The organism is Geothrix campi (assembly GCF_024609265.1).
Taxonomy (GTDB): domain Bacteria; phylum Acidobacteriota; class Holophagae; order Holophagales; family Holophagaceae; genus Geothrix; species Geothrix campi.
On the sequence record NZ_JANHMP010000002.1, the window covers coordinates 385,161 to 398,286 of the forward strand.

General features: G+C 67.6%; 14 protein-coding genes. 11 read left to right on the top strand and 3 right to left on the bottom strand.

From position 1 onward, the window contains the following. Positions 1–54 precede the first annotated feature (54 nt). From NOV65_RS10905 to NOV65_RS10930, 6 genes are all read left to right on the top strand, one after another. Positions 55–555 (top strand): Fur family transcriptional regulator, encoded by a 501-nt coding sequence (locus NOV65_RS10905; protein ID WP_257306486.1) that lies wholly within the window; start codon positions 55–57, stop codon positions 553–555. Between the two features lie 158 nt (positions 556–713). Then, positions 714–1,781: an adenosine deaminase gene (gene add / locus NOV65_RS10910; protein WP_257306487.1), complete on the top strand. Its 1,068-nt coding sequence runs from the start codon at positions 714–716 to the stop codon at positions 1,779–1,781. Positions 1,782–1,813: 32 nt separating this feature from the next. Next, positions 1,814–2,809, top strand: coding sequence for a DHH family phosphoesterase (locus NOV65_RS10915; protein ID WP_257306488.1), 996 nt, complete (start codon positions 1,814–1,816; stop codon positions 2,807–2,809). A gap of 109 nt (positions 2,810–2,918) precedes the next feature. Beyond that, positions 2,919–3,578, top strand: a complete 660-nt coding sequence (ribA, locus tag NOV65_RS10920) for a GTP cyclohydrolase II (RefSeq protein WP_257306489.1) — start codon at positions 2,919–2,921, stop codon at positions 3,576–3,578. A gap of 84 nt (positions 3,579–3,662) precedes the next feature. Further along, positions 3,663–4,115 carry a DUF2721 domain-containing protein gene (locus NOV65_RS10925; RefSeq protein ID WP_257306490.1) on the top strand — a complete coding sequence of 151 codons (453 nt, stop codon included), beginning with the start codon at positions 3,663–3,665 and terminating at the stop codon, positions 4,113–4,115. A gap of 54 nt (positions 4,116–4,169) precedes the next feature. Continuing rightward, the gene (locus NOV65_RS10930) at positions 4,170–4,961 is read left to right on the top strand and encodes an SDR family oxidoreductase (RefSeq protein ID WP_257306491.1); all 792 of its coding nucleotides are present in this window, start codon (positions 4,170–4,172) and stop codon (positions 4,959–4,961) included. 7 nt (positions 4,962–4,968) lie between these two features. Here the strand turns inward: NOV65_RS10930 and NOV65_RS10935 are convergent, their stop codons facing one another. From NOV65_RS10935 to pgsA, 3 genes are read right to left on the bottom strand one after another with little or no spacing between them, the layout of a single operon-like run. Next, positions 4,969–6,039, bottom strand: a complete 1,071-nt coding sequence (locus NOV65_RS10935; RefSeq protein ID WP_257306492.1) for a pseudouridine synthase — start codon at positions 6,037–6,039, stop codon at positions 4,969–4,971. A gap of 42 nt (positions 6,040–6,081) precedes the next feature. Beyond that, positions 6,082–7,116: an AI-2E family transporter gene (locus tag NOV65_RS10940; protein WP_257306493.1), complete on the bottom strand. Its 1,035-nt coding sequence runs from the start codon at positions 7,114–7,116 to the stop codon at positions 6,082–6,084. Continuing rightward, positions 7,116–7,688 (bottom strand): CDP-diacylglycerol--glycerol-3-phosphate 3-phosphatidyltransferase, encoded by a 573-nt coding sequence (pgsA, locus tag NOV65_RS10945; protein WP_257306494.1) that lies wholly within the window; start codon positions 7,686–7,688, stop codon positions 7,116–7,118. Before pgsA ends, NOV65_RS10940 begins: the two co-directional genes overlap by 1 nt. A gap of 89 nt (positions 7,689–7,777) precedes the next feature. Between pgsA and NOV65_RS10950 the strand changes: the two genes are divergently transcribed. From NOV65_RS10950 to NOV65_RS10970, 5 genes are all read left to right on the top strand, one after another. Further along, positions 7,778–8,023, top strand: coding sequence for a FeoA family protein (locus NOV65_RS10950; RefSeq protein ID WP_257306495.1), 246 nt, complete (start codon positions 7,778–7,780; stop codon positions 8,021–8,023). Beyond that, positions 8,023–10,194 carry a ferrous iron transport protein B gene (gene feoB / locus NOV65_RS10955; protein ID WP_257306496.1) on the top strand — a complete coding sequence of 724 codons (2,172 nt, stop codon included), beginning with the start codon at positions 8,023–8,025 and terminating at the stop codon, positions 10,192–10,194. Before NOV65_RS10950 ends, feoB begins: the two co-directional genes overlap by 1 nt. Further along, a complete protein-coding gene (locus NOV65_RS10960; protein WP_257306497.1) occupies positions 10,191–10,370 on the top strand; it encodes a hypothetical protein in 180 nt (59 codons plus the stop codon). Before feoB ends, NOV65_RS10960 begins: the two co-directional genes overlap by 4 nt. A gap of 174 nt (positions 10,371–10,544) precedes the next feature. Further along, positions 10,545–11,021 carry a (2Fe-2S)-binding protein gene (locus NOV65_RS10965; protein WP_257306498.1) on the top strand — a complete coding sequence of 159 codons (477 nt, stop codon included), beginning with the start codon at positions 10,545–10,547 and terminating at the stop codon, positions 11,019–11,021. Next, positions 11,018–13,123 carry a xanthine dehydrogenase family protein molybdopterin-binding subunit gene (locus NOV65_RS10970; protein WP_257306499.1) on the top strand — a complete coding sequence of 702 codons (2,106 nt, stop codon included), beginning with the start codon at positions 11,018–11,020 and terminating at the stop codon, positions 13,121–13,123. Before NOV65_RS10965 ends, NOV65_RS10970 begins: the two co-directional genes overlap by 4 nt. Positions 13,124–13,126: the final 3 nt, after the last annotated feature.

A 13,126-nucleotide genomic window follows, 5' to 3' on the forward strand; every position in this document is an offset into this window, starting at 1 on the left:
TCTGTAAAATACGATCTGCAGAGTGGACTGGATAGACTTCCCACCGGGGGTGCCATGCGCAAACCGAAGATTGAACGTCCCGAAGAACAGCAGCGCTTCGAAACCTTTCTCCGGTCTCGTCAGCTGAAGCTGACGGGAGAGCGCCTCGAACTGGTGGAGGAGGTCTTCGGCCAGGTGCACCACTTCGACGCGGACCAGCTGCACATGGCACTCAAGCAGAAGGGCAAGGCCATCAGCCGGGCCACGGTGTACCGCACCCTCGACCTGCTGGTGCAGTGCGGTCTGGTGCGGAAGAGCAGCTTCGGTGATCAGCACGCGCACTACGAGGCGGTGCGGAGCAACGAGCACCACGACCACCTGATCTGCCTCAACTGCGACGCCATCATCGAGTTCTTCCGGCCGGACCTGGAAGCCCTGCAGGAATCCATCTGCCACGAGTACGGCTTCAGGCCCATGCACCACAGCCACCAGATCTTCGGCTTGTGCAAGGCCTGCCAGTCCCAGGATACGGATGGCGCGACCCTCGCTCACCGCATGAGCCAATTGAATGTATGACGGGGGTCCCCCGCGCAACGCATGCGTTGCACGGATCTAAGGGCGCGCTGCGCGCACACCCCCGCACCCCCAAGCAGAAGCCCGGCCAAGCCGGGCTTCTGCTTATTCCCAGGCCCTCATCGGATGGCCACCCGCCCCTCAAAGCGCTAGGCTAGGCCATGTCGAAACTCAGCCTCCAGGACCTCCAACGCCTTCCCAAGACGGATCTGCATGTCCACCTCGACGGCAGCCTCCGCATCCCCACCATCCTCGACCTGGCGGAACAGCAGAAGGTGAAGCTGCCCGCGGATACGCCGGAGGGCCTGCGGCCCTTCGTGGAGGTGGGCGAAGACTGCAAGTCCCTCGTGGAGTATCTCCGCGCCTTCGACGTCACGCTGTCCGTGATGCAGACCTACGAGAGCTTGGTCCGCACAGCCTTCGAGCTGGCGGAGGACGCGGCGAAGGAGAATGTGCGCTACATGGAGGTCCGCTACAGCCCCATCCTCCACCAGCAGAAGGGGCTCACCCTGCACGCCATCGTCCAGGCCGTGCTGGAGGGCCTGGCCCAGGCCGAGCGGAAGTACAACATCAAGACCGGCGTCATCCTCTGTGGCATGCGCCACATCTCGCCGGACATCTCCCTGCGCCTGGCGGACCTCACCGTGGCCTTCAAGAACAAGGGTGTCGTCGGCTTTGACCTCGCCGGCGCCGAGGAGAATTTTCCCGCCAAGCGCCACAAGGACGCCTTCGGCCGCGTACTCCAGAACAACATCAACTGCACCCTCCATGCAGGCGAGGCCTACGGCCCCGAGAGCATCCACCAGGCCATCCACCTCTGCGGAGCCCACCGCATCGGCCACGGCGTGCGGCTCATCGAGGATGGGGATCTGCTGAACTACGTGAACGACCACCGCATCCCGCTGGAGTGCTGTCCCTCCAGCAACGTGCAGACCAAGGCCGTGAAGAAGATGGCCGACCACCCCATCCGCCTCTTCTATGACCTGGGCCTGCGCGTCACGGTGAACACGGACAACCGCATGGTGACGAACACCACGGTGAGCCGGGAATTCCAGGTCATCCACGAGGAATTGAACTTCAACCTTGAGGAGATCAAGGAGCTCATCATCATGGGCTTCAAGAGCGCCTTCCTGCCCTACGCCCTGAAGCGGGCCCTCCTGGCGGAGGTCGTCCACGAATTGAAGGCCTTCAAGCCGGGCAGCCTGGAGAGTAAACGAGAGCAGCTCTGATCCTGGTATCCTGACTATTGAGGTCAGGATTCATGCTGGATCGCTTCGCCGACTTTCTCGATGGCCACGCCAAGATTCTTCTCACGACGCACGAGAACCCGGATGGGGATGGCGTGGGCGCGGCCGTGGCCTTGGCCGCCCACCTGAAGGGGCAGGGCAAGGAGGCGCGCATCGTCGTGACGCCCGCCCTGCCGGAAAACCTGCGCTTCCTGGATCCCGAAGGCTGGATCGAGGCCTATGAGCCTTCGGGGGCCCACGCGGACCTGGCCGCTTGGCCGGACGCCTGGCTGCTCATCGACGCCTCCGAACCCCACCGCATGGGTCCGCTCTACGCCGCGTTCGAGACGACGAAGGCCGAACGGGCCTGCCTTGACCACCACATGAAGGACGAGCCGAAGGGCTTCGACGATGAGTTCACGGATTCCACCGCCAGCGCCAGCGCGGAGCTGGTCTACGATCTGGTGCGGCCCCGCCTCGGGGGCGACCTCCCGCCTGTGATGGCCCAGGCCCTCTATGCGGGCATGGTGAGCGATACTGGCAACTTCAGGCATTCCAACAGCACCCCCAAGATCCACCACGCCGCCGCCGATCTCATCGCCCAGGGCGTCCACCCATCGCGCACCTTCAACGCCCTCTACCAGACCGCCACACCCGCGAAGCTCAAGCTCTTCGGCCGGGCCATGGGTGGGTTGCAGATGCGGGACGCTGGCCGGTTCGCCTATGTGGCCGTCACCCAGGCTGACCTCGACGCCTGCGGTGCCACCCACGAGGATCTGGACGAGCTGGTAGAAGAGCCCCGCAAACTGAAGGGGGTGGAGGTGGCCGCCCTGTTCTCCGAAGCCGCGGACGGTCGGGCCAAGGTGAGCCTCCGCTCCCGCGAGAAGGTGGATGTGAACGCGGTCTGCCGTCTGTTCGGCGGAGGCGGGCATCGCCTGGCCTCCGGCGCCAAGGCGGCCATGCCCCTGGAAACCTTCATCACCCAGGTGGAGGCCGCCGTGGTGGCCCAGCTGGAACGCGATATGGTCTAGGGCAATCGCGGGACCGGCCGGGTTGCCCCGAAAAGGCGCAGGTCCCAGACTTCATTTTCCCCTCGGGCGGCATCCAAAGGACGGACCCGCACCTTCTTTCTGGAACCCCATGTCCCCCAAAGAACCCAGCAGCGCCCCGAAACTCGAACTGTTCTGCAAGCTGCAGGCGGAGAAGGTCCCCTTCATCGCCAAGGCCAACGTGCCGTCGATCTTCGGGAAGTTCATGGTCTACGGCTTTCTGGAACACGCGACGGGCAAGGAGCATCTGGCCATCGTGTCCGGTGAGATCGACGCCCGCCAGCGCATTCCCGTGCGCATCCACTCCGAATGCTGGACGGGCGACGTGCTGGGCAGCCTCCGGTGCGACTGCCGTCAGCAGCTGGAGGGGGGGCTGCGCCACATCGCCGAGCACGGTGGCATGGTGCTCTACCTCCGCCAGGAGGGCCGCGGCATCGGCCTCCTGAACAAGCTCAAGGCCTACGCGCTCCAGGAGCAGGGGCTCGACACCGTGGAAGCCAACCACTCGCTGGGCTTCCCCGATGACCTGCGCACCTACGATTGCGCCGTGGAGATGCTGAAGTTCTTCGGCATCACCAAGGTCAAGCTGCTCACCAACAATCCGCGCAAGATTGGGGCCCTGGAATCCGCCGGCATCGAGGTCGAACGGGAGCGCCACCAGCTGGCCTCCAATCCCCACAACCTGCGCTACCTCAAGACCAAGGCCCGCAAGAGCGGCCACATGCTGGATTTCGAGGAAGAGGTGCTCTAGGGAGTCGCCGGAGGGCGGTTCCGACCGGGCCGAGGCCATTTTTTCCCTGACCGTTGGCAGGCAAGTGCTGATAGCTATAGAGCCATGCCCGTCCCCGTGCCTCCCGTCTCCGCCCAGACCATCACCGACATCTCCCACGTCATCCAGCTGTCGGTGGCGCCAGTCTTCCTGCTCACGTCCATCGGGACGATCCTCGGTGTGCTGTCCACCCGTCTGGCGCGCATCGTGGACCGGGCCCGGGCGCTGAAGGATCTTCTGGAGCTGGCGCCGGAGCGTCGGCACCCTGCGATCCATGACGAGATGCTGACGCTGGCGCGGCGGCGGCGCTTCATCAACTTCGCCATCACCTCCGGCACCACCGCGGCCCTGCTGGTCTGCGTCAGCATCGCCACCGTGTTCCTGGGGGCTGTGCTGAAGGCCAGCGTGGCCGTGCCCGTGGCCCTGCTCTTCATCCTGGCCATGGCGGCCTTCGTGGCGGCGCTGGTGTTCTTCCTGCGGGAGATCCTGCTGGCGGTGCGGAGCCTGCACCTGGCCTGATCCGGGACTCGAACGAAGGCCAGGAGTGCCACAATTCCCAGCGGGAGGTTGCCCATGGCTCAGGATCTGGAAGGCAAAGTGGCGCTTGTGACGGCGGCCAGCAAAGGTCTGGGCCGGGCTTCGGCCGAAGCCCTGGCGCGGTCCGGCTGCGACTTGGCCATCTGCAGCCGGGATCAGGCGGCCGTGGAAAAGGCGGCGGAGGAGATCCGCCGGGCCACGGGGCGCGCGGTCCTGCCGGTGGTGGCGGACCTGGGCCGCGCCGGGGACGTCCAGCGGCTGGTGGAGGCCACCCTGGCCGCCTACTCCCGCGTGGACGTGCTGGTCTCCAACACGGGCGGCCCTCCGCCGGGACCCTTCATGGCCTTCGACGACGCCGCGTGGCAGGGGGCCTTCGAGAGCCTGCTGATGCCGGCCGTGCGCCTGGCGCGGGCCGTGGTACCCGGCATGACCGAGCGGAACTGGGGCCGGATCCTCTTCATCACCTCCAGCGCGGTCAAGCAGCCCATCCCTGCGCTGATCCTGTCCAATTCGCTGCGGGCCGCGGTGACGGCCATGGCGAAGACCCTCGCCGGGCAGGTGGCGAAGGATGGCATCACCGTGAACTGCGTGGCGCCGGGGCGCATCTACACCGACCGCGTGCGGTTCCTCGACGGCGAGGCCGCGAAGGCCAGTGGCCGCTCCATGGAGGACATCCAGACGGAGCAGGGCGCCCGCATCCCCGTCGGCCGCTATGGCGAGCCGCGGGAATTCGGCGAGGCCGTGGCCTTCCTCGCGAGCCCCGGCGCCTCCTACATCACCGGCAGCACGCTGGCGGTGGATGGCGGGGCGATCTCGTCGCTGCTGTAGCGGAGACCTACAGGCTCTTGATCGCCGCGATCTCCTGGGGGTTCAGGAAGCGCCAGGCACCGGGTTTCAGCAGGGGGTCCGACAGTGGGCCGAACTGCACACGGCGCAACTTGCTGACCGGATGCCCCACGGCGGCGAACATGCGCCGGATCTGCTGGTTCTTGCCTTCGGTGAGCGTCACCTTCAACCAGGGGTTGTCGCCCTTCTCGGCGATCTCGATATGGCAGGGTTTCAGGCGACGCCCGCTGAGCAGGAAACCCTCCTGGAATTCCTTCAGAAGTTCAGGCCGCGGGTTGCGGTGGACCTTCACCAGGTAGACTTTGGGGATCTCATGCTCGGGCCCCATGAGCACCTGGGCCAGGGCGCCGTCATTGGTCATGAGCAGCAGACCCTCGGAATTGAAGTCGAGGCGGCCCACCGGGTAGAGGCGGCCAGGCACGCCCTTCAACAGAGCCATGACGGTCGGCCGACCCTGATCGTCCTTCACGGTGGTGACATAGCCCTTGGGCTTGTTCATGAGGATGTAGATCGGCGCTTCGCGCTCGATGGGCTGGAGATCCACGGTGATCTCATCCCGGCGCGGGTCGGCGCGGGTGCCCAATTCGGTGACGGTCCTCCCGTTCACCTGCACGCGGCCATCAAGGATGATCTCCTCGCAGGCCCGGCGGCTGGCGATGCCTGCGGCGGCGAGGATCTTCTGGAGGCGATCCTGCCCGGCCTGGGGGCTGCGGGGCGGGGCGCCGGAGGGACGCGGCGCGCTGGCCTTGCGTGGCGCTGGCTTGGCGGCATCAGGCCTTGGCCTCGCTCCGGCCGGAGCGCCAGAGGCGGAACGGGGGCCCGGGCGCGAGGTAGGGCGTGAGGTTGGGCGCGAGGTCGGACGAGCCGACGGCGAGGTACGGGTGGTCGAGGATGCGCGGGTTGCCTCGGCCGTCGGACGAGCCGACGCGGTCGTCCGGGCGCGCCCAGTCGCTGGGCGGGCCGGCGCAGATGAGCGGGCGGGGCCAGCCGCTGCGCGGCTTGTGGCGGGTTTGCGGGTGGTGGGCGCGGTGCGCGGCCCCTTCGGGGCGGGCTTACTCATGGCAGCTCCTTCGGCGTCTCCCGACGCGGAAGGACCAGTCTATCAGCCTTCTTCTCCAAACCAGGCATGGGCGCGGTAGTCCGCCAGCAGTTCTTCGGCCACGACCTTCAAGACCACCGCCAGAGGCACGGCGAAGATGAGCCCCAGCACGCCGAACCAGAAGCCGAAGGCCGTGAGGGCGAGCAGTACCTCCAGGGGGTGCAGGCGGCTGGCGCGGCCCACCCAGACAGGCGTGAAGTAGAAAGCCTCGGCCTTCTGCACGGCGATGAACACGAGGGCGAGAGTCAGGAGATGCCCGGCGCGCCCCCCGTCCAGGTAGGCCAGCACCAGGGCTGGCGGCAGGGCGGTCAGGTACGGGGAATAGGGCACTACGTTGGAGACCCCCGCGACGAGGCCCAGCAGCCAGGCGTAGGGCACGCCGAGGATCGCGAAAGCCAGCCCCTGGAGCAGGGCCATGGCGGCGGCCACGGCGGCCTGGCCGCGAATGTAGCCGCCCAGGCGCTGATGGATGGATCCGGCCATGCGATTCAGGCGCTCCCGGTGCCGGGGAGGCGCCAAGCCCCGGAGGGTGGCCACGAGCCGGGGGCCCTCGAGCAGCAGGTAGTAGAGGATCAGGGGCACGAGGATGAGGGCCAGCAGATCCAGGAAGCAGCCCAGCAGGCCGCCGCCCGTGGCGCGGAGGCCGCGCAGCAGCAGGCCCGGGTCGAGCCCCTCCAGCCCCCGGTCCAGACGGGCCTGCCAGGCCGGGTGGGCCTGGAGCCAGGGCAGCAGCTTGGCCTCGAGGGCCTGTCTCCAGCGGGGCAGGGAGGCGGCCAGGCGCTCGCCCTGATCCACCAGCCAGGGCACCAGGAGCACCAGGAGGCCGGCCGCCGCGGCCACGGCGAGGCTGAGCACCGCCGCCACGCTCCAGGGCCGGGCCAGGCGCCGTTCCAGGCGGTCCACCAGGGGGCCGAGCAGGTAGGCCAGGACCATGGCCAGGAAGAAGGGGGCCAGGGCCCTGCGCAGCAGCCACAGGGCCAGCAGTGCCGCCGCGGCGGCCAAGGCGAAGCGCAGCGGAATCCGGCCCCGGCCTTCCATCAGGAAGCCACAGGCGCCCGGCTGGCCCGCATGAAGTAGTGGATGCCGGAGGCCAGCACCAGGGCCGCCACCACCCAGTACATCTCGGGCAGGAAGGGGTCCATCCAGCGCCGATAGCCCAGGCCGTTGAACATCAGACCCAGGGATACGGCGATGAGCTGGGCCGCCGTGCTCACCTTGCCCAGCAGGCTCGGGTGGAACTTGCTGTCGCTGAGGCGATCCACGGAGGCAAAGGCGTAGAAGGAGATCACCAGATCCCGCGTGATGGCCAGGATGGCCACCCAGACGGGAATGGGGGCGGTCATGCCCTGGGTGCGCCAGGCCAGCAGGACAAAGGCCGTGGTCATGAGCAGCTTGTCGGCGGCCGGATCCAGCACGGCGCCAAGATCGGACCCCTGGTTGAAGGTACGGGCGATGAACCCATCGAGCAGGTCCGTGAGCCCCGCGGCGGCGAACAGGATGAAGGCCTGCCAGTGGTGTCCGTACCAGACCGCGATGGCGAAAAAGGGGATCGCCAGGATCCGCAACAAGGTCAGTGCGTTGGGCAAGGTCAGTCGGCTGGTCGTGGTCATTGCGTCCAGTTTAGACGGAGATCACATCCTTTGACTTGGACCTTGTAGCACCCTGGTGATGGGCTAGACTGGATCACGGAGTTGAGATTATGACTCAAAATCTATTAATCCCTCTGAGCGACCTCCAGCCGGGGGATCAGGGGGAGGTGGTGCAGGTGGAGGCCCAGGGTCCCATCCGTCAGCGCCTGCTGGAGATGGGCTTCATCCGAGGGGTACGCCTGCGGGTCGAGAAGCTGGCCCCACTGGGCGATCCCATGGAACTCGTGATCAAGGGCTACCACCTGTCGCTGCGACGGGACGAGAGCGCCTGCATCCTCGTCCATCGGGTGGCCTGATGTCCCTCACCATCGCCCTGGCGGGCAATCCCAATTGCGGGAAGACGACCCTGTTCAATGCCCTCACGGGGGCCCGCCACCACGTGGGCAACTGGCCCGGCGTCACGGTGGAACGGCGCAGCGGGTCCTTCGAGCAGGACGGCCTGACCTTGGAGGTGGTGGACCTTCCCGGCACCTACTCTCTGGCGGCCCGCAGCGCGGATGAACGCGTGGCGGCCCAGTTCCTGGCCTCCCCCGAGGTGGACCTGGTCCTGAACGTGCTCGACGCCTCGAACCTCGAGCGGAACCTCTACCTCAGCACCCAGCTGCTGGAGCTGGGCAAGCCCGTCGCCTTCGTCCTGAACATGGTGGACGATGCCGAAAACCGCGGCGTCCGCATCGACCTGCCGGCCCTGGAGATCCTGCTGGGTGGCCCGGTCATCCCCACCGTGGGCAACCGGGAGCAGGGCATTCCTGAGCTCAAGGCCCTGCTGGCGACCCTGGCCCGGGGTGAATCCACTCGCTGCCGCCGCATCACCGTGGATTACGGCCACGATATCGAAGGCGAACTGGGCAAGCTCGCCACGGAGATCAGCCGAGACGAACAGCTGGAAGCCTCCATGCCCCCCCGCTGGTTGGCCCTGCAGCTCCTGGAGAACAACGCCGACGCCAAGCGGAAGGTGGCCGAGAGCCACGCCAGCGAGGCCATCGGGCAGCAGTTGGCGAAGAGCTTCGCTTTTCTCGAGCCCCATCTGGGCGCTGACGGCGCGACACTGATCGCGGAGCGCCGCTACGGTTTCGCCCACGGCCTGGTGAAAGAGGTGGCCTCGGCGGCGGATGAGCGGAAGACGCCCACGGCCCGCCTCGACGCCCTGCTCACCCACCGGTGGCTGGGAATTCCCATCTTCCTGGGCATCCTGGCCCTGGTGTATTCGCTGTCCTTCATTCTCGGGAAGATCCCCCAGGACTGGATCGCGGAGGGCTTCAAGGCCCTGTCGGACTTCGCCGGGGCCCGTCTGCCCGCCGGCGAGCTGACCAGCCTGCTGGTGGATGGCGTGATCCCCGGGGTCAGCGCCGTGATCGTGTTCGTGCCCGTGATCATGATCCTCATGGGCTGCATCGCCTTCCTGGAGGACACGGGCTACATGGCCCGGGCGGCCTTCATCATGGATCGCCTCATGCACGTGATGGGTCTCCACGGGAAGAGCTTCATCCCCCTCATCATGGGCAGCGGCTGCAACGTGCCGGCCATCCAGGCCGCCCGCACCATCGAAAGCCCCCAGGACCGCCTCATCACGATCCTGGTGACGCCCCTGGTGAGCTGTTCGGCGCGCCTCCAGGTCTACATCGTCATCGCCGGGACCTTCTTCACACCCTTCAAGGCCGCCCTCGCCATCATCGGCATGCACTTCCTGGGCCTGGGCCTGGCCGTGCTGATGGGGCGAATGCTGCGCAGCGCCCTCTTCAGCGGTCCCAGCTCGCCCTTCGTGATGGAGCTGCCGCCCTACCGGCTGCCGGTCCTGAAGGCCACGCTCATCCACATGTGGGAGAAGGGCTCCATCTTCCTTACCCGGGCCGGCACCACCATCTTCGCGGGCGCCACGCTGATCTGGTTCCTGTCCCGCTACCCCGGCATCGCCAACGGGGAATGGACGGCCCAGTACCAGGACCAGCGACTGGCCGTGCAGGCTCTGCAACTCCCTGCGGCCGAGACCGAGGATCGTCTGAAGGCCCTCCAGCTGGCCCACGAGAGCCGGATCGTGAACACCAGTCTCGCGGCACGGCTCGGTCAGAAGGCGTCCCCGCTTCTCCAGCCCATCCTCGACCCGGACCACAAGCGGCCGGAGGCCTGGAAGGATGTCATCGCCCTCACGGCGGGCTTCGTCGCCAAGGAGATCGTGGTCTCCACCATGGCGGTCATCCACCAGGCCAGCGATGAGCCCAAGGTGGGCGAGCGCCTCAGCCCGCTCCAGGTGGCGCTGCGCGACAACTCGGGCCTGAGCCCGCTCACGGCCCTGGCCTTCATGGTCTTCACCCTGATCTACACACCCTGCCTGGGCACCATCGCCATGATCCGCCGCGAGGCGGGGAGCTGGGGCTGGGCAGGGTTCACGGTTGCCTACGGCCTGGTCCTGGGCTGGGGCCTGGCCTGGGTCACCGTGGTGGCCGGCCGCTGGATGGGGTTCGCATGAGTCTCCAGCTCCTGACCGCCGCCGCCATGGCGGGTGCTGCAGCCCTCTGGTTCCTGTGGGGCATCATCCAGGATTTCAGGGAAAAGGACGGGTGCGCCTCGGGTTGTGGCACCTGTTCGAAGCGGTGCCCCTTCCAGGCCCCGGCCCACCCGTCCTCCAGCCATCCGCGAACCTGAGCCCGTCCCCGGGCCCTGAACTCCCAGCCGGGGTTGACACCCGACCCGGGTCGGGTGGACAGTGCTGCGCACGTGCGGTCCATTCCGGGTCCCTCCGGTATTTCCGTCTGCCGCCTTCCGGAGGACTGCCCCATCCGTGGATGCACCGTCCGTGCGGCCCGGCCGGAGGTGCCCATGATCAAGCCGATTCCCTTCAGGCTCAACGGGAAGCGCGTGAGCCTCACCACGGATGATGGGCGGATGCTCCTGTGGGCGCTGCGCTCCGACCTGGCACTCACGGGCACCAAGTTCGGCTGCGGCGAAGCCCTGTGCGGGGCCTGTACGGTGCTCCTGGATGGCGAGGCCGTGCGCGCCTGTTCGGTTCCCCTCAAGGCCGTGGCCGGAAAGCAGGTGACCACCATCGAAGGCCTGGCGAAGAACGGCCGCCTCCACGCGCTGCAGCAGGCCTTCCTCGACCACCATGCCTTCCAGTGCGGGTTCTGCACGCCCGGCATGATCCTGAGCGCCTACGCGCTGCTGCTCAAGAAGCCACGGCCCACCCGCGACCAGATCCGCCAGCACCTGGAAGGAAATCTCTGCCGCTGCGGTTCCCATGTCCGCATCCTGGACGCCATCGAGGCTGTGGCGTCCCGGAAGGGAGGTGCGGCATGAAGCGCCGCGACTTCCTCCTGGCCACCGGCACCGTGGGCCTGGTGCTCTGGTTCCCGCTCGAAGGCTCCCTCCAGGCGCAGGAGTCGGAACGGACCGCCGCCCGGCCGGGCTATCCCAAGGACTTCAATGCCTACCTCAGGATCGGTCCCGATGGCCGCGTCACCTGCCTGGTGGGCAAGGTGGAGCTGGGCCAGGGGGCCATGACGGCCCTGGCCATGCTCCTCGCCGAGGAACTGGACGTGGCGCTGGAACGGGTGGACATGGTCATGGGCGATACAGACCTCTGTCCCTGGGACGTGGGCACCTTCGGCTCCCTGAGCATCTGGCAGTTCGGCCCTGTCCTGCGTGGCGCCGCGGCCGAGGCCCGCGCCGTGCTGCTCCAGATGGCGGGCGAGAGATGGTCGGTGTCGGCGGAACGTCTGCAGGTGAAGGATGGGGTCATCTCGGTGATCGGCGATCCCAAGAGGCAGGTGAGCTACGGGCAACTCGTCCAGGGGCGGCAGATCGAGCGCCACCTGGAGAAGGTGACCGTGAAGCCGGTGTCCGCCTTCCGTCTCGTCGGCAAGTCCGTGGCGCGCAAGGACGCCCAGGAGAAGGTGACCGGCCGGGCGAAGTACGCCGCCGATACCGGCCTGCCCGGCACCCTGCACGCGTGTGTCCTGCGGCCGCCGATTCACGGCGCGAAGCTGCAGCGGGTGGACACGGGCGCTGCCGAGCGGATACCCGGTGTCCGCATCGTGCGCGAGGGCGACCTGCTCGCCGCGCTCCATGAGCGCCCTGACCTGGCCACCCAGGCCCGGCGGGTCATCAAGGCCGACTTCAGCCATCCCGAGGCAGGCCCCGATGACACCAGCATCTTCGACCACCTGCTGAAGACCGCCCCACCGGCCCAGCTGGTGTACGAGGCTGGTGATCTGCGGGCGGGAGCACGCCAGGCCACCCGGACGCTCGAAGCCACCTACCTCAACAGCTACGTGGCCCATGCTCCCATCGAGACCCACTCGGCCGTGGCGCAGTTCGTCGATGGGAAGGCCACAGTCTGGGCCAGTACCCAGGCGCCGTTCATCGTACGAACCGAAGTGGCCCGGGCCCTCGGCCTCCCCACACAGAAGGTGCGGGTGATCACGCCCTACGTCGGCGGTGGCTTTGGAGGCAAGAGCTCCGGCCCTCAGGCCGTGGAGGCGGCCCGCCTTGCGCGGGCGGCCGGGGTGCCGGTGCAGGTGGTGTGGGACCGCGCCGAGGAGTTCTTCCACGACACCTTCCGCCCCGCCGCCGTCGTCAAGCTCCGTGCGGGTCTCTCCGCCTCGGGGCGGATCACCTTCTGGGACGGCCAAGTGGTGGGGGCCGGGGAGCGGGAGGCCAAGCCCTTCTATGCCATCCCTCACCAGCGAACCACTTCCGCGGGCAGCTGGCAGGGCGGAAACCCTCCGGGCATGCACCCCTTCGGGATCGGCCCCTGGCGCGCGCCGTCCGCCAACACCAACGGCTTCGCGCGGGAGTCGCACATCGATGCGCTGGCCACGCTGGCAGGCCGGGATCCCCTCGCCTTCCGGCTGGAGAATCTCTCGGATCCCCGGATGACCCGCGTGCTGAACCAGGTCGCCGAGAGGTTCCGCTGGGCAGCCAAGCCGGCACCCAGCGGCCGGGGCGTGGGGCTCGCCTGCGCGGTCTACCGCGGCACCTATGTGGCCGCCATGGCCGAAGTGGCCGTGGACAAGGCCACCGGGCAGGTGCAGGTGAAGCGGGTGGTCATGGCGCAGGACATGGGGGTCGTGGTGAACCCCGATGGGGCCCTCCAGCAGATGGAAGGTTGCATCACCATGGGCCTGGGTTCCGCGCTTTCCGAGGAGGTCCGGTTCAAGGGCGGTGACGTGCTGGAGAAGAACTTCGACACCTACGGAATCCCACGCTTCTCCTGGCTTCCGAAGATCGAGACCATCCTCATCGACAACCCGGATGTCCCGGCCCAGGGCGGCGGGGAGCCAGCCATCACCGTCATGGGCGCCCTCCTCGCCAATGCCATCCATGACGCCATCGGGGTGAGGTTGTTCCAGCTCCCCATGACGCCGGAGCGGGTCAAGGCCGCCCTGGCGCACGGTTGACAC

What these genes read in the sequence shown, in the direction of transcription:
- NOV65_RS10960 (WP_257306497.1), top strand. Translation starts at nt 10,191, where the DNA reads ATGAGTCTCCAGCTCCTGACCGCCGCCGCCATGGCGGGTGCTGCAGCC.
- NOV65_RS10915 (WP_257306488.1), top strand. Translation starts at nt 1,814, where the DNA reads ATGCTGGATCGCTTCGCCGACTTTCTCGATGGCCACGCCAAGATTCTT.
- NOV65_RS10925 (WP_257306490.1), top strand. Translation starts at nt 3,663, where the DNA reads ATGCCCGTCCCCGTGCCTCCCGTCTCCGCCCAGACCATCACCGACATC.
- pgsA (WP_257306494.1), bottom strand. Translation starts at nt 7,688, where the DNA reads ATGACCACGACCAGCCGACTGACCTTGCCCAACGCACTGACCTTGTTG.
- feoB (WP_257306496.1), top strand. Translation starts at nt 8,023, where the DNA reads ATGTCCCTCACCATCGCCCTGGCGGGCAATCCCAATTGCGGGAAGACG.
- NOV65_RS10940 (WP_257306493.1), bottom strand. Translation starts at nt 7,116, where the DNA reads ATGGAAGGCCGGGGCCGGATTCCGCTGCGCTTCGCCTTGGCCGCCGCG.
- NOV65_RS10905 (WP_257306486.1), top strand. Translation starts at nt 55, where the DNA reads ATGCGCAAACCGAAGATTGAACGTCCCGAAGAACAGCAGCGCTTCGAA.
- NOV65_RS10950 (WP_257306495.1), top strand. Translation starts at nt 7,778, where the DNA reads ATGACTCAAAATCTATTAATCCCTCTGAGCGACCTCCAGCCGGGGGAT.
- NOV65_RS10965 (WP_257306498.1), top strand. Translation starts at nt 10,545, where the DNA reads ATGATCAAGCCGATTCCCTTCAGGCTCAACGGGAAGCGCGTGAGCCTC.
- NOV65_RS10935 (WP_257306492.1), bottom strand. Translation starts at nt 6,039, where the DNA reads ATGAGTAAGCCCGCCCCGAAGGGGCCGCGCACCGCGCCCACCACCCGC.
- ribA (WP_257306489.1), top strand. Translation starts at nt 2,919, where the DNA reads ATGTCCCCCAAAGAACCCAGCAGCGCCCCGAAACTCGAACTGTTCTGC.
- NOV65_RS10970 (WP_257306499.1), top strand. Translation starts at nt 11,018, where the DNA reads ATGAAGCGCCGCGACTTCCTCCTGGCCACCGGCACCGTGGGCCTGGTG.
- NOV65_RS10930 (WP_257306491.1), top strand. Translation starts at nt 4,170, where the DNA reads ATGGCTCAGGATCTGGAAGGCAAAGTGGCGCTTGTGACGGCGGCCAGC.
- add (WP_257306487.1), top strand. Translation starts at nt 714, where the DNA reads ATGTCGAAACTCAGCCTCCAGGACCTCCAACGCCTTCCCAAGACGGAT.